Annotated in this window: 19 protein-coding genes and 1 pseudogene; 9 read left to right on the top strand and 11 right to left on the bottom strand. The window is 67.9% G+C overall.

The annotated features are described in order from the left end of the window. Positions 1 to 4 precede the first annotated feature (4 nt). Positions 5 to 1,678 carry a cytochrome c biogenesis protein DipZ gene (locus tag BN971_RS14810; protein ID WP_085179390.1) on the top strand — a complete coding sequence of 558 codons (1,674 nt, stop codon included), beginning with the start codon at positions 5 to 7 and terminating at the stop codon, positions 1,676 to 1,678. Positions 1,679 to 1,729: 51 nt separating this feature from the next. Here the strand turns inward: BN971_RS14810 and BN971_RS14805 are convergent, their stop codons facing one another. The 3 genes from BN971_RS14805 to BN971_RS14795 all read right to left on the bottom strand — a co-directional run bounded on the left by BN971_RS14805 (position 1,730) and on the right by BN971_RS14795 (position 3,896). Next, positions 1,730 to 2,578 (bottom strand): hypothetical protein, encoded by an 849-nt coding sequence (locus BN971_RS14805; protein WP_085179391.1) that lies wholly within the window; start codon positions 2,576 to 2,578, stop codon positions 1,730 to 1,732. A gap of 11 nt (positions 2,579 to 2,589) precedes the next feature. After that, complete coding sequence (locus BN971_RS14800; RefSeq protein WP_085179392.1) at positions 2,590 to 3,102, bottom strand: mycothiol transferase; 513 nt, start codon at positions 3,100 to 3,102, stop codon at positions 2,590 to 2,592. Positions 3,103 to 3,335: 233 nt separating this feature from the next. Then, positions 3,336 to 3,896 (bottom strand): MarR family winged helix-turn-helix transcriptional regulator, encoded by a 561-nt coding sequence (locus tag BN971_RS14795; protein ID WP_245836510.1) that lies wholly within the window; start codon positions 3,894 to 3,896, stop codon positions 3,336 to 3,338. Between the two features lie 162 nt (positions 3,897 to 4,058). On the opposite strand from BN971_RS14795, the gene BN971_RS14790 reads away from it, so the two are divergent. Beyond that, entirely contained in the window at positions 4,059 to 4,559 is a 501-nt protein-coding gene (locus BN971_RS14790; protein ID WP_085179393.1) for a Dps family protein, read from the top strand. 568 nt (positions 4,560 to 5,127) lie between these two features. Here the strand turns inward: BN971_RS14790 and BN971_RS24685 are convergent. After that, the gene (locus tag BN971_RS24685) at positions 5,128 to 5,385 is read right to left on the bottom strand and encodes a hypothetical protein (protein WP_139027111.1); all 258 of its coding nucleotides are present in this window, start codon (positions 5,383 to 5,385) and stop codon (positions 5,128 to 5,130) included. On the opposite strand from BN971_RS24685, the gene BN971_RS14785 reads away from it, so the two are divergent. Beyond that, positions 5,384 to 6,034 (top strand): HD domain-containing protein, encoded by a 651-nt coding sequence (locus tag BN971_RS14785; protein WP_085179394.1) that lies wholly within the window; start codon positions 5,384 to 5,386, stop codon positions 6,032 to 6,034. The genes BN971_RS24685 and BN971_RS14785 overlap by 2 nt on opposite strands. A gap of 213 nt (positions 6,035 to 6,247) precedes the next feature. On the opposite strand, the gene BN971_RS26690 is transcribed toward BN971_RS14785, so the two are convergent. After that, positions 6,248 to 6,586 carry a helicase associated domain-containing protein gene (locus BN971_RS26690; protein ID WP_372512099.1) on the bottom strand — a complete coding sequence of 113 codons (339 nt, stop codon included), beginning with the start codon at positions 6,584 to 6,586 and terminating at the stop codon, positions 6,248 to 6,250. A gap of 92 nt (positions 6,587 to 6,678) precedes the next feature. On the opposite strand from BN971_RS26690, the gene BN971_RS14780 reads away from it, so the two are divergent. From BN971_RS14780 to BN971_RS14765, 4 genes are read left to right on the top strand one after another with little or no spacing between them, the layout of a single operon-like run. Next, complete coding sequence (locus BN971_RS14780; RefSeq protein WP_085179395.1) at positions 6,679 to 8,409, top strand: N-acyl-D-amino-acid deacylase family protein; 1,731 nt, start codon at positions 6,679 to 6,681, stop codon at positions 8,407 to 8,409. Between the two features lie 38 nt (positions 8,410 to 8,447). Continuing rightward, a complete protein-coding gene (locus BN971_RS14775; RefSeq protein ID WP_090350249.1) occupies positions 8,448 to 9,797 on the top strand; it encodes a PPE family protein in 1,350 nt (449 codons plus the stop codon). A 27-nt stretch (positions 9,798 to 9,824) separates the two neighbouring features. Continuing rightward, positions 9,825 to 10,247 carry a pyridoxamine 5'-phosphate oxidase family protein gene (locus tag BN971_RS14770; RefSeq protein WP_085179397.1) on the top strand — a complete coding sequence of 141 codons (423 nt, stop codon included), beginning with the start codon at positions 9,825 to 9,827 and terminating at the stop codon, positions 10,245 to 10,247. Next, on the top strand, positions 10,244 to 10,804 hold the full coding sequence (locus tag BN971_RS14765; protein ID WP_085179398.1) for a carboxymuconolactone decarboxylase family protein: 561 nt from the start codon (positions 10,244 to 10,246) through the stop codon (positions 10,802 to 10,804). Before BN971_RS14770 ends, BN971_RS14765 begins: the two co-directional genes overlap by 4 nt. Here the strand turns inward: BN971_RS14765 and BN971_RS14760 are convergent. The 3 genes from BN971_RS14760 to BN971_RS14750 all read right to left on the bottom strand — a co-directional run bounded on the left by BN971_RS14760 (position 10,793) and on the right by BN971_RS14750 (position 14,103). After that, positions 10,793 to 11,623: an SDR family NAD(P)-dependent oxidoreductase gene (locus BN971_RS14760; protein WP_085179399.1), complete on the bottom strand. Its 831-nt coding sequence runs from the start codon at positions 11,621 to 11,623 to the stop codon at positions 10,793 to 10,795. The two genes, BN971_RS14765 and BN971_RS14760, sit on opposite strands and share 12 nt — an antisense overlap. 101 nt (positions 11,624 to 11,724) lie before the next feature. Next, positions 11,725 to 13,350, bottom strand: a complete 1,626-nt coding sequence (gene groL / locus BN971_RS14755; protein WP_085179400.1) for a chaperonin GroEL — start codon at positions 13,348 to 13,350, stop codon at positions 11,725 to 11,727. 186 nt (positions 13,351 to 13,536) lie between these two features. Further along, complete coding sequence (locus tag BN971_RS14750) at positions 13,537 to 14,103, bottom strand: TetR/AcrR family transcriptional regulator (protein ID WP_085179401.1); 567 nt, start codon at positions 14,101 to 14,103, stop codon at positions 13,537 to 13,539. A gap of 101 nt (positions 14,104 to 14,204) precedes the next feature. Here BN971_RS14750 and BN971_RS14745 point away from each other — a divergent pair, with 101 nt between their 5' ends. After that, positions 14,205 to 15,119, top strand: a complete 915-nt coding sequence (locus tag BN971_RS14745) for an SDR family NAD(P)-dependent oxidoreductase (RefSeq protein WP_085179402.1) — start codon at positions 14,205 to 14,207, stop codon at positions 15,117 to 15,119. Between the two features lie 49 nt (positions 15,120 to 15,168). Further along, positions 15,169 to 15,246: pseudogene (locus tag BN971_RS24675) on the top strand (cupin domain-containing protein); the annotation flags it as partial. Here BN971_RS24675 and BN971_RS25090 read toward each other — a convergent pair. From BN971_RS25090 to BN971_RS14730, 3 genes are read right to left on the bottom strand one after another with little or no spacing between them, the layout of a single operon-like run. Further along, on the bottom strand, positions 15,240 to 15,452 hold the full coding sequence (locus tag BN971_RS25090; RefSeq protein WP_085179403.1) for a hypothetical protein: 213 nt from the start codon (positions 15,450 to 15,452) through the stop codon (positions 15,240 to 15,242). The pseudogene BN971_RS24675 and the gene BN971_RS25090 sit on opposite strands and share 7 nt — an antisense overlap. After that, positions 15,449 to 16,891 carry a flavin-containing monooxygenase gene (locus tag BN971_RS14735; RefSeq protein WP_085179404.1) on the bottom strand — a complete coding sequence of 481 codons (1,443 nt, stop codon included), beginning with the start codon at positions 16,889 to 16,891 and terminating at the stop codon, positions 15,449 to 15,451. The genes BN971_RS25090 and BN971_RS14735 overlap by 4 nt, the downstream gene beginning before the upstream one ends. Then, positions 16,892 to 17,371, bottom strand: coding sequence for a VOC family protein (locus tag BN971_RS14730; protein ID WP_085179405.1), 480 nt, complete (start codon positions 17,369 to 17,371; stop codon positions 16,892 to 16,894). Positions 17,372 to 17,412: the final 41 nt, after the last annotated feature.

Genomic DNA, 17,412 nt, shown 5'->3' with positions numbered 1-17,412 from the left:
CCGGATGCAGACCATCGCCCTGATCGGCTTCCTCGGGGGCCTGATCACCGGGATCTCGCCGTGCATCCTGCCGGTGCTCCCGGTCATCTTCGTCTCCGGTCTGGGCAGCGACCGGGACACCACTTCCGCCGCCCGCCCCTACCTGGTGATCGCCGGCCTGGTGTGCAGCTTCAGCCTGGTGACGCTGGGCGGCTCCGCCCTGCTGTCGGCGCTGCACCTGCCGCAGGACGCGATCCGGTGGGCGGCGCTGGTGGTGCTCACGCTGATCGGGCTGGGGTTGATCTTCCCGCCGCTGCAGCACCTGATCGAACGACCCTTCGCCCGCATCCCGATGCGTGAGACCGATTCCGGCAGAAGCGGTTTCGGTCTCGGCCTGACCCTGGGCGCGCTGTACGTGCCGTGCGCGGGACCCGTATTGGCCGCCATCGTGGTCGCGGGCGGGACCGCGTCGATCGGTGTGCCGATCCTCGTCCTGACCGCGACGTTCGCGGTCGGCACCGCCATCCCCCTGCTGGCCTTCGCGCTGGCCGGGCGGCGCATCACCGAGCGCGTCGCGGCGTTCCGCCGCCGGCAACGCGCGATCCAAATCGCCGGCGGGGTGGCGATGATCGTGCTGGCCGTGGCGCTGGTGTTCAACCTGCCGGCGGTGCTGCAGCGCGCGGTTCCCGACTACACCAGCGCCATGCAGGCGCGGATCGGCGCCAACAAGCTCCGTCAGCAGCTCAGCCCCGGGCCCAAGGGTCAGCTGGCCGACTGCACCGACGGCGCCGACCAGCTACAGCAGTGCGGCCCCGCCCCCGCCATCACCGGAATTACCCAGTGGCTCAACACCCCTGGCGGCGCGCCGATCGACCTGGCATCCCTGCGGGGCAAGGTGGTGCTGATCGACTTCTGGGCGTATTCGTGCATCAACTGCCAGCGTGCGATCCCGCACGTCGTCGAGTGGTACAACCGTTACCGCGATCACGGCTTCGTCGTGATCGGCGTGCATACCCCGGAATACGCGTTCGAGCGCGTCCCGGGCAACGTCGCCAGCGGTGCCGCCGCGCTGCACATCACGTATCCGATCGCGCTCGACAACGACTACGCGACGTGGAACAGCTACCAAAACCTTTACTGGCCGGCCGAATACCTCATCGACGCCAACGGGACGGTCCGGCACACCAAGTTCGGCGAGGGCGACTACGACGGCACCGAGGGGCTGATCCGCCAATTGCTGGCCGCGCGGGCGCCCGATGCCCGGCTGCCCGCAGCGGCGCAGTCGCCCGACACCACGCCACACACCCGGCTCAGCCCCGAGATGTACCTGGGCGCCGGCAAGGCCAGCTACTACGGTGGTGGCGGCGAATACCGTTCGGGCGCAACCACCTTCAGCTACCCGCCTACCCTGGCCGGGGACAGATTCGCGTTGCGCGGCCACTGGACGCTGGACGACCAGGGGGCCACCGCCGACGGCGCCGACGCCGGCCTCCGGCTCAACTACACGGCCAAGGACGTCTACGTCCTCGTCGGCGGCACCGGGACCGTCACGGTGACCCGCGGTGGGCGGACCACCACGCTGCCGATCGGCGGTCCGCCCACCCTGCACCAGATCGTCGCCGACCCCGCCGCGGGCAGCGATCAACTCGACCTGCAGGTGACTCCGGGTTTGCAGGTGTTCTCGTTCACGTTCGGCTAGCGGCGATCGCAAGCGCGGCGAAGCCGGGCGCGGCGGGTCGCCGCCATTCGGCTAGCCCTTCTTCAGCAGCGCGCCCGTTATCGCGACGAGGACGCCGAGCCCGGCCAGGGCGGCCCCGGCGAGCAGCGTCAGGTTAAGCCACTGGTGCAGCCCGGATTCGGCGCGGACGACCAGCGCGTCGGCGATGTCCCGGACGGGGCCGGTGGTGCGGTTCAGCGCCTCGTTGAGGTGCTGGCGGCCCATCTCGATCCCGCCGTATCCGAGCGCGCCGACGAGCAGCGCCGAGATGCCCAGCGCGCTCAGCGCTTTCCCGCGGCGGCGCGCGGCGGCCAGCGTCAGCACGGCACAACAGATGCCCAGGGCCGCCGCACCGAAGGCCGCCCCGGGTCCCCACGTCGTGAGCCGGCTCAGCTGCCCCTGCCGCAACGACCGGGGCATCGACTCGGTGATCGGGACCGTGAGCGTGGCGGGCACCGTGACGTTGTGGCGGCTGAGCAGGGCCGCGATGGCGCCGTTCCGCAGCATCGGGGCCACGTCGACGGCCCACTGCCCGCCGTCGCGCCCCGGGGGGTCGAACAGCCAGCCATGCGCCGCCTGGTTGACCCGGGCGAACAGCGGCGGGAACTCCGGGCCGGCGGTGAACGCGGCGGCCGCCTCGTGCACCTGGGCTCCGTCGACCGCGTAGCGGCCTCCGCCGCGCGCGGCGATGAGCGCCATCGCCCGGGTGGTGAGCTCCGAAGCCATCGCGGATTGCACGGCCGGGTCGCCGGCCGCCGAGCGGGCCAGCGCGACGTAGCCGTCGGCGTCGACGACGTGCAGCTGGATCCACACCCCCGGGACCGCCACCGCCACGGCGACCGTGGTGGCCAGCCACAGCAGCACCGTGAGCGCGAATCGCACGGGCGCCGACTCTACTGAATCCCCCGCAGGTAAGCGGCCTGCCCGAGGTGCTGGGCGCAGTCGTCGATGATGCTGACCAGCCGCGCGCTCGCTGTCACCGGCGGGTCCCAGTTGGTGTCGACGACGCGGGCCAGCTCGTCGGCGGTGACCCCGGCGACGTACTCGAGGGTGAGCTTGTGCACGGCGTGGTAGTAGCCGGAGAGCAGTTCGGCGGGCGCGTACACCTTGGCGACCTCGCCGGGCCCGTGCCCGTAGCCGGTGTCGTTGCGCGGCAGGTCCAGGCCGAACCGGTCGACCCACCCGTCGCGGGACCACACCTGTTCGACGCCGGCCACGTCGGCGAGCTGGATGTCCTGCACCCGCGCGCTGTGCCACAGCAACCACGCGATGCTGTTGGCGTCCGGGGTCGGCCGGTAGCGGGACACCTCCTCGGTCAGCCCGTCGGTGAGGTCGTCGACGTGTTCGATCAAGCGGGTGAAGGCGTCCCGGAGCAGTTCCCGGACGCTGTCGTCGGGGTTGGGCATAAATCCGACACTACGGGGGGCGCGGGGGCCTGGCATGGCCACCGGCGCGGTCGTAGATCGTTTAGGAGTACTTCGATGCCGTCTGACCAGCGGTGCAGGAGAACTGGACGCATCACTGGACACGGGAACCGCGGTATCGTCCCTGGTCATGGCGTCCATTGCACCCAAACCCAGCAAGCGTTTCCCAGATGAAGCTGCGTCGTGACGATTATTCGCGCAACTTGCTGGTGTCCTCAATTGCTGATGAGCTTCCCTATCGGCGTGTCTGAGGATGGGCGACCGGGCACCACATGAGCGTCGCCGCTGGCAGCGACCGCGATGCGTTCGAATGCATCAGCAAGCGCGTCGAGGTCAACGCCGTCGAGGTGGTCGAATAGATGGCGGCGCAGGCTGGCGACGTGGCCGGGAGTGGCTTGCTGCAGCCGGGTGAGCCCGGCATCGGTGAGGGTGGCGTTGTAAGCCCGCGCGTCTTGGTCTGACTGCTCGCGCCGGACCAAACCTTGAGCCTCCATCCGACCGACTGTGCGACTGATCGCGCTCAACGATTGCTGGCAGCGGCGCGCCAATTCGCTTAGCCCCAAGGTGCGGTTGGGCGCCTCGGATAAGAACATCAGCGCGATATATTCCGCGTGCGACATGTGATGCTCGCGTTGCAGGTCGGTATCGATCCGCCTCATCATGGCCACAAACGCAGGGTGAAGCGCGCGAATCACCTTGAACTCGCCCACGTTAATCGGGGTGCCCCCGTCCGCCATCGTGGACGACGGCTTCTTCCCCGCCTTGCTAGCCGCCATGAGCCAAAGATACGCAGTGCATGTTCGCGCGAGCAACTATACGGTTTGTGTCTTCTTTCACATTGCTTGAGCGCGCAAGCAACTATAAACTTGCTCACGCAAGCAACTAATCCCGGGACGCGCGAGACGCGCACCGGGTTACATCACCGAAAGGAAGCAGCCATGACAACCTTGCTGCCGAACCACCGTCGTGACGCCGACGAGGTGCAGACTTTCCGAGCATCGGACCGCTTGGCGCGGAGCCTGCAGAAAGTACTCGTTGACTTGATCGAATTGCACCTGCAGGGCAAGCAAGCGCACTGGAACCTGGTGGGGACCAACTTCCGAGACCTGCACCTACAGCTCGACGAAATCGTCGACATCGCGCGCGAAGCCGCAGACACGATCGCTGAACGCATGCGGGCCCTTGACGCGATTCCCGATGGACGCTCCGACACGGTGGCAGCGACCACGTCCGTCCCTACCATCGCACCGGGTCTGCTTAGCACCATCGAAGTCGTCGATGCGATCACTACGCTGCTCTACGCCACAGTGGACACTGTGCGGGCGGTCCACGATGACGTCGACGCCGCCGACCCGTCGACCGCCGATCTACTCCACTCGATCATTGCCGATTTGGAGAAGCAGGCGTGGATGGTGAAGTCGGAAAGCGCTAAAGCCTGAGACGGTGGCAACCTCGGCCCGCTCTACTCGGGGTGGGTGTTGCACGACAACACCTCTGACACACGCTGGCTGTGCCAGGCCGTGCGCGGGACGGCAAACCATCACAAGCATGAATCACAGTGTGGGTCGCCTTTGCCCAGATGGGCAGTGCTCAACCCTTCTCAGAAGATTCACCAGGAAATAAAAGGAGAGTCATAATGTCAATCACGAATCTGATCACCAAAACGCTAATCAGCGGAGCTATCGTTCTCGGCTCGTGGGTTATGGGAGCAGCACCGGCGATCGCCGATGCAAACACGACGGACACCAGCCCGTTCAGTGGCCTGCATTGTGACTGCCAACCGGCACCGACCGAAGGCCCGGCTCGGCAGGCAATAGACCGAGGGCTCCGCGAAGGCCTCGCTGCATCACTGCCGGGACTGCCGGCGCCGACTAACCGGCCGCGATGAAGCACCTACGCCAGCGGCTGCGCATGTAGCGTTTCCGCCGACGGAAGAGCGCCGTGCGCTGCGGTATTGGCTCATCAAGTTCGACGTCTTCTGAAACAACGCTGAACAGCGCCGAATATCTAAGGGCACAACAAGGTTCGACAAAGAGAGCCGGGGGTGGTGTTCAGTTCGGTGGCCTCCGAGAACGCCTCCGCCGGTCCGGCCGCGTCCAACAACTTCACGCCTTCGAACACGAGGATCACGACAACGCGGCGCATCGCGCCGGCGGCGGGCGTGCCGTGATCATGGCATTTCTGTGGGAAAGATGGCATAGCAGACACCCAGCAATTGACCGACGGTGTTGCATTGACCGTAGGCAAAACGAAAGGATCCACCATGACCGCCGCATCCGCCCAACAGGTCGCTGGCATCGCCGTCCCCGACACCCCGCTCGTGCGTGACATCACCGAGTACATCCGCGACACCGAAGACGAGCTGTTGTTCAACCACTCCCGCCGAGTGTTCTTCTTCGGTGCCCTACAAGGGCAGCGGCGTGGTCTGCGGGCAGACCCCGAATTGCTTTATGCCGGCGCGATGTTTCACGACATTGGTCTCACCGAAAGCTACCGGACGTCGATGCGTCGGTTCGAGGTCGACGGCGCCGACGCGGCGCGGAAATTCCTGCTGGAGCGCGGCGTTGATGAAGCCGCCGCGCGTACCGTATGGCTTTCCATTGCGCTGCATACGACGCCGGGCGTGCCCGAGTTCCTGGAACCCGAAATAGCTCTTGTCACAGCGGGTGTCGAGATTGACGTGTTGGGCATAGGCCGTGACGATCTATCCGCAGCAGCATTTCGGGCGGTCACGGCTGCACATCCTCGGCCCGATTTCAAGAATCAGATCCTGCGGGCGTTCACCGATGGCATGAAGCATCGACCCCGCAGCACATTCGGGACAGTCAATGCCGATGTGCTGCAACACTTCGACGAATCGTTCGTCCGTGACGACTTCGTCGGGATCATTCTCAACAGCAGCTGGCCGAACTAGGACCACGCTTACAACCCAGCCGATTCGACGGCGTCAGCACAACGGATTGACACTCGTGCGGCGCCGGGCCGCTCAAGGCCTCGGCCTGGCAACGGTAGAGAACAGACCTTGAGCCCGGAATATTACTCCAAATTACATATTGCACCCAGGCGCTACCGTTCACGGTAACCGCGCTAATTTGTGCGGTTCTCCGACTTGGTCATCCTTAGCCACCTACAAGCCGAGGTTGAACGAACCCGTCGACCACGCCGCTCTGAGGAACCTCGCGTTCCCGTTTGCCTCCACATACCGCTGAAGGTGATTGAAGCCTTCCTCCCGCCATCGGCCACGGGCGTCTAGAGTCCAGCCTGGCAGCTGCTGGAGTCGCCGCCGCCGCTCCTCGCTGAGCGCTTGCCAAGTGCGCCGCTGGACACTGAGCCACTTACCGAGTGGTTTCCTGCGGGGTTGCGTTCCACGGTTGAGGACTGGTGGTACGTGCGCGGGGTTAGGCTTTGATGGTGAGCGCCGATGATGGACACGGGTGCTGTGTCCATTGGACACGTATAAACCCATTTCCGCAGTTCACTTATGACACTTTCGCAGAAGTCTCGGACACGTCGAATGTGTTTGACCTGGTAAGACAGTTATAGTAGGAGATTATTTAGATGACCTACGACCTGCTCATCCGCAATGGCACGATCGTCGACGGGCTGGGGGGCGAGCCGTACGTCGGCGACGTGGCGGTAGCCGACGGCGTCATCGCGGCGGTGGGGTCGGTCAACGGCTCCTCGGCGGTGCGCGAGATCGACGCGACGGGGCTGCTGGTGACCCCGGGATTCGTCGACCTGCACACCCATTACGACGGTCAGGCCATCTGGTCGGATCGCCTGACGCCGTCGTCGGCGAACGGCGTCACCACCGTCGTCATGGGCAACTGCGGGGTCGGCTTCGCGCCGTGCCGGCAGGAAGACCACGCCGTCCTCGTGGACGTGATGGCCGGCGTCGAGGACATTCCCGGCGTCGTGATGACCGACGGGCTGCCGTGGACCTGGGAGACCTTCCCCGAATACCTCGACGCCCTGGACTCGCGGCGGCGTGACATCGACGTGGCCGCGTATCTGCCGCACTCGCCGCTGCGGGTGTACGTGATGGGCCGGCGCGGCGCGGACCGGGAACCCGCTACCGCCGACGACCTGGCGACAATGCGCGCGTTGGCCACCGAGGCGATCGAGGCCGGGGCGCTGGGCTTCGCGACGTCGCGGTTCACCATCCACAAGACCGAGAGCGGCTCGCCCATCCCGAGTTACGACGCCGCGCGCGAGGAGATCGAGGCGATCGCACAGGGCGTGGTCGACGGCGGCGGCGGGCTGCTGCAGTTCGTGCCCGACATTCCCGCCGGCGGCTACCAGCCGGTGCTGCAGACGGTGTTCGACGTCGCCGAGGACCTGCACCTGCCGGTCACGTTCACCCTGATCGTCGCCAATTCTGGCGATCCGACCTGGGAGGACGCCATCACGATGATCGAGAAGGCCAACGCTGCCGGGGGCGACATCACCGCGCAGCTGCTGCCGCGCCCGATCGGGCTGATCATCGGGCTGGAACTGTCCGCCAACCCGTTCGTGCTGTACCCCAGCTACCGCGAGATCGCGCATCTGCCGCTGGCCGAGCGGGTCGCCGAGATGCGCAAGCCGGACGTCCGCGCGCGCATTCTGGCCGACAAGCCCGGCCATGGGCACCCGATCCTGTACGTCGCGCAGATGTGGGACTGGATCTTCCCGCTGGGCGATACCCCGGACTACGAGCCCGACCCGTCGACGTCGATCGCGGCCCGGGCCCGCGCGCGGGGGGTGAGCCCGATGGAGGAGGCCTACGACCGCCTGCTCGACGACGACGGCCACGCGATGCTGCTGGTCGCGACCAGCAACCTGGCGAACAACTCGCTGAGCACGGTCGGCGACCTGCTCCACCGCGACGACGTGGTGCTCGGCCTCGGTGACGGCGGCGCGCACTACGGGATGATCTGCGACGCCAGCTACACGACGTACTTTCTGGCACACTGGGCGCGCGACCGGAAGTCAGGCCGGTTCACGGTGTCCGAGGCGGTCCGCGAACTGACCTCCGTTCCGGCCCGGGTCGCCGGGCTGGGCGACCGCGGCCGCATCGCCGTCGGATACAAGGCCGACCTGAATGTCATCGACCACGCGGCCCTGCGCGTCCACAAGCCGGTGATCCGTTACGACCTGCCCGCCGGCGGGCGACGCTTAGACCAAACCGCCGAAGGATACGTGACAACGGTCGTTTCCGGACAAATAATCGCAGAAAATGGTGCGCCCACTGACGCCCGTCCCGGCAGGTTGGTTCGAGGTCGCCGTTCTGGGCCCCTACCTGGCCAATAACGCCACGAAGGGCGGCCCATCCCGGTTAAGTTGGGTCAGTGACGAGCCCGCATTTTGCGTGGTTGCCGCCAGAAATCAACTCGGCTCTAATTTACGCCGGTCCTGGTGCGGCACCGCTGCTTGCTGCGGCCGAAGCGTGGGACGGGCTGGCCGAGAATCTGACGTCCGCGGCTTCGTCGTTCTTCTCGGTGACGTCCGATCTGGTCAACGGCTCATGGCAGGGCGCGTCGGCCATGACCATGATGACCGTCGCGACGCGATACGTGAGCTGGCTGGGTGCCGCCGCGGCTCAGGCCGAGGCCGCATCCACCCAGGCCGCGTCCATCGCGGCGGCGTTCGAGTCCGCGGTGGTGGCCACGGTGCAGCCGGCGGTGGTCGCGGCCAATCGCGCCCTGGTGCAGGCGCTGGCGTCGACGAATTGGTTCGGGCTCAACGCCCCGGCGATCATGGACACCGAGGCCGCCTACGAGGCGATGTGGGCCGCCGACGTGGCGGCTATGTTCGGCTACCACGCCGACGCGTCGACGGCCGTCTCGCAGTTGGCGCCGTGGCAGCAGGTCATGCAGAAGCTCGGCTTCAACTTCAACGGCGGCCAGATCAGTTTCGGTCCCCTCGGTCTGACGTCGGTGAGCAATTCAAATGTCGGGTATGGAAACAGCGGCAGCCTCAATGTCGGATCGGGAAACTCCGGTAACAACAACTTCGGTTTTGGCAACTTCGGCAATAACAACTTTGGCTTTGGCAACAGTGGTAACAACGACTTCGGGATCGGTCTTAGCGGCAACAATCAGATAGGCTTCGGCGGCTTCAATTCCGGCACCGGAAACATCGGGTTGTTCAACTCGGGCAGCAACAACATCGGCTTTTTCAACTCCGGCAGCGGAAACCTCGGCATCGGGAACGCAGGTTTGTCGAACGCCGGCCTGTTGAACTCGGGGTCGGTCAACGCGGGCTTCTTCAATACCGGCACCGCCAACGCCGGCATCTTCCAGGACAACCTGCTGACAGGACAGGCCAGCGCCGATCCCCTGAGCTCCGGCCGCTACCTCACGGGCGGCCTCGGCGCGGCCAACCTCAGCTCGGGCCTGCTGAACTCGGCCGCCGCCACCACCGGCGGCCTCAACCCCGGCGTGGCGAGCACCACGCTGCTCAGCCCCGCAACCACCGGCGCCATGGAGTTCGGCAACTCCGCCGACGCGGGCATGGTCGCAGGCAGGCTCGAAGCCAGCGGCGCGAGCATGAGCGCGGCCGGCGCGGCCAGCGCGGCCACGGGCGTGCGTGCGCCCGTCCGCGAGCCGGGCATCCCCAACTCCGGGTTCTTCCCCAAGGGCCCGCGCAGCCTCATCGACTCCCCCCCGGGGACCGGGGAGCCGGCGCTGCAGGTCTAGCCTGCGCGGGCGCCTATCCTCGATGCCATGCGCGCCAAGAAGAAGGTGGACCTCAAGCGGCTCGCCGCGGCTCTGCCGGACTTCCCGTTCGCCTATCTGATCACCGTCGACGACGGGTACCGCCCGCACACGGTGACGGTCGAGCCGACGCTGCGCGCGCTGCCGGAGGGTCCCGACGGCCCCCGCGCCGTCGTCGATGTCGGTGCCATCGGGGGGCGGACCCGGCAAAACCTGGCCCGCCGCGGCGAGGTCACCCTGCTGTGGCCCCCACGCGAGCCGGGCGGCTACTCGCTGATCGTGGACGGGGTCGCCCAACTCACCGAGGCCGGCGAGGACACCGTCCGATTGGGCGTGGCGCCGACGCGGGCGCTGCTGCACCGCGAGGCCGACTCCCCCAGCGCAGCCAAAGGCTGCCTGCACGACTGCGTCGTATTCAGCGAGCCGGCGTGAGCCGCGTCGCGCCGCTGGCCCCGCCGTGGAGCGCGGAGGACGCCGAGGGCATCAACAGCTGGGGCCACCCGGATCGCACCTACGAGCCGTTGCTCCTCGTGCGCTGCCTGCAGCGCCACCCGGCGCTGGCCAACCGGCTGCGCAAGCTCGGCGAATCCCTTTACATCGCAGCGCTTTTGCCGCCGCGGACGCGGACGATCGCGATTCTTCGCACCTGCGCGCTGGTGGGCTGCGAGTACGAGTGGGGCGGCCAGGCGGCGTTCTGGGGCCCGATCGCGGGCGTCAGCGACGACGAGTGCGACGCGCTGGTGACCGGCGGAGCCTCCGACCCGCGGTGGAGCGCGAGCGAGCGGACCCTGATCGAGGCGGTGGACGAACTGGAGCGCACCGGCTCGTGGTCGGAGGCGACCTGGAGCGCGCTGGGGCGCGACCTCGACGACGAGCAACGCATCGAATTGCTTACCGCGGTCGGGTGGTACCGGACGATCTGCACGCTGTGCAACGCGCTGGCGCTCCCGGTGGAGGGCTGGATGCGGCCGTGGCCCTCAGGCCGGTGACCTGTCCGCGTCTCGTTTGAGGCCGGGGTGCTGGCTCTTGAGCAGCGGCAAGAGCAGCCGCCGCGGCATGAACTGGAAAACCCGGGTGCTCACCCGGCTCGGCAGCCCGGCGATCACCGTTCCGCGGTCGTGCTCGAGCGCGTCGACGCCCACGCGCGCCACGTCCCGCGACGGCATCCACATGAACTTCGGAAACGCGCTGGCGAAGTCCCGCTCGTCCATGCCTGCGTTCTGCAGGAACTCGGTGCGCACCGGCCCCGGGCACAGCAGCGCGACCGTGACGCCGGTGCCGGCGAGCTCGGAGCGCACTCCTTCGGTGTAGGTGTTCACGAACGCCTTGGTGGCGGAATAGCCGGACTGGCCCGGGATTGGGTGGAAGCCCGCGGTGGATCCCACGTTGAGGATCGCGCCGCGTCCGCGCGGCACCATCTGCTGGACCGCTCGGGTGGTCAGGTCGATGACGGCCTCGACGTTGACCCGCACCTGGGCGATCTCGTCGGCGACGGCCGTTTTCGTCACCGAGCCGATGGTCCCGATGCCGGCGTTGTTGACCAGGATGTCGGCCGTCAGTCCGCGACGACCGACCTCGTCGAGGAGACCCGCGCGGGCCCCGGGATCCGCGACGTCGCAGGCGATCACCTCGGTGCGGACGCGGCGGCCGAGCTCCTCGGCGAGTTCGCGAAGCCGGTCTTCGCGGCGGGCGACAAGCGTGACGCCGTGGCCGCGATCGGCCAGCTCGCGGGCGATGTCGGCGCCGATGCCCGACGACGCCCCGGTAACGACGGCGGTGCTGGTGGGTGAGGGAGTCGGTAGGGCCACGCGGTCGAACCTACCCCGCCGAGTGTGCGCGCACTCCGCGACAGCGAAAAGCCCGGCCCCACCAGGGGACCGGGCTTTTCGTAGTTGGGACTGCTGCGGACTTAGAAGTCCATGCCGCCCATGCCACCGGTCGGGTCGCCCGCGGGAGCGGTCGCCTTCTCCGGCTTGTCGGCGACGACGGCCTCCGTCGTCAGGAACAGCGCCGCGATGGACGCCGCGTTCTGCAGCGCCGAACGGGTCACCTTCACCGGGTCGGCGACGCCGGCCTTGAGCAGGTCCTCGTACTCACCGGTGGCGGCGTTCAGGCCGGTGCCGGCTTTCGCATTGCGGACCTTCTCGGCCACCACGCCGGGCTCCAGCCCGGAGTTGAAGGCGATCTGCTTCAGCGGAGCCTCCAGCGCCACCTTGACGATGTTGGCGCCGGTGGCCTCGTCGCCGGTGAGCTTCAGCTCGTCCAGCGTCGGGGCCGCTTGCAGCAGGGCCACGCCGCCACCGGCGACGATGCCCTCCTCGACGGCGGCCTTGGCGTTGCGCACCGCGTCCTCGATGCGGTGCTTGCGCTCCTTGAGCTCCACCTCGGTGGCCGCCCCGGCCTTGATCACCGCAACACCGCCGGCCAGCTTGGCCAGGCGCTCCTGCAGCTTCTCGCGGTCGTAGTCGGAGTCGCTGTTCTCGATCTCCTGGCGGATCTGGGCCACCCGTCCGGCGATGGCGTCGGTGTCACCGGCACCCTCGACGATCGTGGTCTCGTCCTTGGTGACGACGACCTTGCGGGCCTTGCCGAGCAGGGCGACGTCGGCGCTCTCCAGCGACAAGCCGACCTCCTCGCTGATCACCTGACCACCGGTGAGGATCGCCATGTCCTGCAGCATCGCCTTGCGGCGGTCGCCGAAGCCGGGGGCCTTGACCGCCACCGACTTGAACGTGCCGCGGATCTTGTTGACGACCAGGGTGCTCAACGCCTCGCCCTCGACGTCCTCGGCGATGATCAGCAGCGGCTTGCCGGCCTGGATGACCTTCTCCAGCAGCGGCAGCAGATCCTTGACGGTCGACACCTTGGAGCTGACCAGCAGGATGAACGGGTCCTCCAGGACCGCTTCCTGACGCTCGGCGTCGGTGACGAAGTAGCCCGAGATGTAGCCCTTGTCGAACCGCATGCCCTCGGTGAGCTCGAGCTGCAGGCCGAAGGTGTTGGACTCCTCGACGGTGATGACGCCCTCGTTGCCGACCTTGTCCATCGCCTCGGCGATCAGGTCGCCGATCGACTGGTCGCCCGCGGAGATCGCGGCGGTGGCGGCGATCTGCTCCTTGGTCTCGACGTCCTTGGCCGACTTCAGCAGGGTCTCGGTGACCTTCTCGACGGCCTTCTCGATGCCACGCTTGAGCGCCAGCGGGTTGGCGCCGGCCGCGACGTTCCGCAGACCCTCCTTGACGAGCGCCTGGGCCAGCACGGTCGCCGTCGTCGTGCCGTCACCGGCCACGTCGTCGGTCTTCTTGGCAACTTCCTTGACCAGCTCGGCGCCGATCTTCTCGTACGGGTCCTCCAGCTCGATCTCCTTGGCGATGGACACGCCATCGTTGGTGATCGTGGGGGCACCCCACTTCTTCTCCAGGACGACGTTGCGGCCCTTGGGGCCCAGCGTCACCTTTACCGCGTCGGCGAGGGCGTTGAGCCCGCGCTCGAGGCCGCGACGGGCCTCTTCGTCGTACGCAATTGTCTTGGCCATTGCGAAGTGATTCCTCCGGATTGGGGATGACACGTTCTGGCCGGGTGCAGTGCCCGCGACGGACGGCAGGGTTGTCTTCCGCTTGTCGCGGCCCTGGCCTCACCGTCCCGACCTAGCACTCGCTGGTCGCGAGTGCCAACGTCATTCTTAGCACTCGCCTATGCCGAGTGCAAGAAGACTCCGGCGTTATCGCCCAGCGCGAAGGCCGTCGATCACGACGTCGGTGGCCCGCTCGGCCAGCGCCGAGTCGTAGGCCTGCATCGCCTGGCATCCGACGAGGATCGCCTTCAGGTCCCGCATCTCGACGTCCGGCCGCGCGGTGCCGGCCCCCTGCGCGGCGCGCAGCAACTCGCCGAGCATGGCCTTGAAGGCGTCCTCGGCGTCGGGAGCGGCACAGGCGATGTCGATGCCGTAGCCGGCCAGGGCGTCGACCAGGCCGCGGTCGGCGGCCCCCCACTGCAGGACCATCGAGCGCAGGAAGGCGAACAGCGCCGCCCCGGGCCCCTCGGAGGCCAGCAGGGCCCTGCCGTCGTCGACGAGGCGCTGCATGCGATTTTCGATGACCGCCGTGAACAGCGCCTCCTTGGTCGGGAAGTGGCGGTAGACCGTTCCGGCGCCCACTCCGGCGCGCCGGGCGATCTCGTCGATCGGCACCGAAAGCCCGTCGGCCGCGAAGGTCGCGTACGCGACGTCAAGGACGCGCGCACGGTTGCGCGCCGCGTCGGCGCGCAGGGCCCGCGCGGGCTGACCCATCTGTTCACCACCCATCGGTTGACAAAGCGGGGCGTGCGTTCCATATAGTGGCATGAACCGGAGCGATCGCCCCGTTTAGTCTACAAGTTGAGGAGCCCGTCATGGCCGCATGGACCGCCGCCGACATCCCGGATCAGACCGGCCGCGTCGCCGTCGTCACGGGGGCCAACACCGGCCTCGGCTACGAGACCGCCGCCGCACTCGCCGACAAGGGCGCACGCGTCGTGCTGGCGGTGCGCAATCTCGACAAGGGCAAGGACGCCGCCGCGCGGATTGCCGCCACGAGCCCCGGCTCCGACGTGGTGCTGCAGGAGCTTGACCTGACGTCCCTGGACTCCGTGCGCGCCGCGGCCGATCAGCTGAAGTCCGACTACGACCACATCGACCTGCTGATCAACAACGCGGGCGTGATGTACACCCCGAAGGAGACCACCAAAGACGGCTTTGAGATGCAGTTCGGCACCAACCACCTGGGCCACTTCGCACTCACCGGCCTGCTGCTGGAGCGGCTGCTGCCGGTCCCCGGGTCGCGGGTCGTGACGGTGAGCAGCATGGGCCACCGCATCCTCGCCGACATCCACTTCGACGACCTGCAGTGGGAGCGCTCCTACAACCGGGTCGCGGCCTACGGACAGGCCAAGCTGGCCAACCTGCTGTTCACCTACGAGCTGCAGCGCCGGCTCGCCCCGCACGGCACGACGATCGCCGCCGCCGCCCACCCCGGCGGGTCGAACACGGAACTGGGCCGCTACACGCCCGCGGCGTTGCGGCCGCTCGTCAACGTGTTCTTCTCGGTGATCGCGCAGGACGCGGCCATGGGCGCGCTCCCGACGCTGCGCGCCGCCACCGACCCGGGGGTGCTCGGCGGCCAGTACTACGGCCCCGACGGGTTCGCCGAAACCCGCGGCTACCCGAAGCTCGTCGCGTCCAGCCGGAAGTCGCATGACGCCGAGTTGCAGCGGCGGCTATGGGAGGTCTCGGAGCAGCTCACCGGGGTGGTCTACCGGTTCGACTGACGGGTCACACTGAAGGGTGAACCGCCGGACTACGAGGCCGCCGGCGTCATTCGGCGCGCTGGCCGACATGACCGACGGCGAGCGCCGGGAGTGGTTCATTCGCCACGACAATTTCTGGGTTCAGTAACCCGCCGGCCGCCTACGCGTGCGTAGGGTCTGGCTGATGCAGGCGAAGAGGCCGTCCAAGCGTGCCGCGACCGCGGCGCGGATGAGGGCCGAGAGGGAGATCAGCACCCCGGTTCGGGCCGCCGAGCGCATCGCGCGGATGAGGCGGGCGAGGTCGCCGCGCTTCCGCACGCCGTCGCCCACGCGCATCGCGGCGCGGCGCGTCACCGCGCGAAGCGGTAGTCGCCGTCAGCCAGTTCGCGGGTTCGTTCGTAGAACGTCCGGCCGCTGTAGGGCAGCTGGGTGACGACCTTGCCGCTGGCATGGCGGAAGTAGTTGTCGCACGCCAGCCACACCTTGCCGACCATCGCGGCCTGAATCTCGTCGTTGTAGCGGCGCTGGGCCTGTGGCGTGACCTCGACCGTGCGCGCCCCGCGGCCGCCCAGCGCGTCGAGGATGCGGCGGACGAAGCCGGCCTGCACCTCGTGGATGTAGATGATCGAGTTGACCCCGTTGGTGTTCGGGCCGTAGAGCGTGAAGAAGTTCGGATATCCGGTGACAAGGGTGCCCAGGTAGGCCTCCGCGCCGTCGCTCCAGTCGTCGCGGAGGCGCCGGCCGCCGGTGCCGTAGACGTCGATGCTGGCCAGATAGTCGGAAGCCGTGAAGCCGGTGCCGTAGATGATGGTGTCGACCGGGTGCTCGACGCCGTCGGCGGTGCGCAGTCCGCGTTCGGTGATCTCGGTGATCGCGGTGGTCTCCAGGCTGACGTGGGGCAGGGCGAAGGTGGGGTACCAGTCGCGGGACATCAGCGGGCGCTTGCAGCCGGCGGGGTAGTCCGGCATCAGCTTGGCCCGCAGTTCGGGGTCGGACACCTTGCGCAGGAGGTAGCCGCGGGCCAGCTCGGTGGCCTCGCGGGTCTGCGCGTCGTCGACGCCGAAGCTGGCCGACTCGTAGGCGTCGAAGGCCTCGTCCCGCAGCTGCCGCGCCGTGGCCGGGTCGCGTTCGAACAGTTCCTGCTGTTCGGGCGTGAACGGGAAGTCGAATCGCGGCGCGATCCAGATCGGCGTGCGCTGAAACACCGTCAGGTGCGCGGTCTTTGACGCTATCGCCGGCACGTACTGGATCGCGCTGGCGCCCGTGCCGATGGACGCGACCCGCTCGCCCTCGGTCGACTTGCTGTGATCCCAACGCGCGGAATGGAATTGGCGTCCCTTGAAGCGAGCCGCTCCGGGAATGTCGGGGACGTGGGGCACGTCGAGCATCCCGACCGCGCTGACCAGAAAGTCGAAGTGGTGCTCGCGGCCGTCGTCGCCGGTCAGCGTCCAGCGCCGGTCATGGTCGGACCAGCGTGCGGTGGTGATCGCGGTGTGGGGCACCAGGTGGGCGCCCAGCCCGTGCTCGGCGGCCACCCGCTCGAGATAGGCCAGGATCTCGGGCTGGTTGGCGTAGGTCTTGCTCCACCGCGGATTCGGCGCGAACGAATACGAGTACAGATGTGAGGGCACGTCGCAGGCCGCGCCCGGGAAGGTGTTGTGGCGCCAGGTGCCGCCGAACCCGTCGGCCCGGTCGAAGATCGTGAAATCGTAAGCGGCGTCGGCGAGTTGGATGGCCATCGCGATGCCCCCGGCCCCGGCGCCGATGATGCCGACGGTGGGCCGCCTACCCATTCAGCCCCACTGCGCGAAGTAGGGCCGCTCGGGCCGGCTCTTTTCGACGAGGATGAACACCACACCCCAGGGGTCGGCGAACCAGGTGGTGCGCACCCGCGCGACGTCGGCGATGCCGCTGACCAGGAAGCGCACTCCTTTGCTCTCCAGGTCCGCGCGGGTGGCGTCGAGATCCTCACAGACGAGGCCGACGTGCGACAGCCCGTGATCGGTCAGCGCCCGCCCCGCCGGCCGGCCGGTCGCGTCCGCGCCCAGATACTCGATCACCTCGAGCACCCCGTCGCCGTCGTCGCCGAACCCGACGATGGCCGCCTTCATGCTGGGGTCCGAGACCAGCTCGCCCATGTCGTCGCGGATGGCGTCACCGGTCATGACGTAGGGCTCCGAGAGCACCCGCAGACCCAGCACGTCCCGGTAGAACGCCACCGCGGCCTCGCAGTCGGGGACGCACACACCGGTGTGTGCCAGCCCGGTAATCACGTTGTGGACTCTACGTCGGTCCGCCCGGCACCGATAATGGT

Source organism: Mycobacterium bohemicum DSM 44277, from assembly GCF_001053185.1.
GTDB classification, from domain to species: domain Bacteria; phylum Actinomycetota; class Actinomycetes; order Mycobacteriales; family Mycobacteriaceae; genus Mycobacterium; species Mycobacterium bohemicum.
The sequence above is the reverse complement of the archived record's forward strand: the minus strand, read 5'-3'. Positions and strand labels throughout refer to the sequence as shown.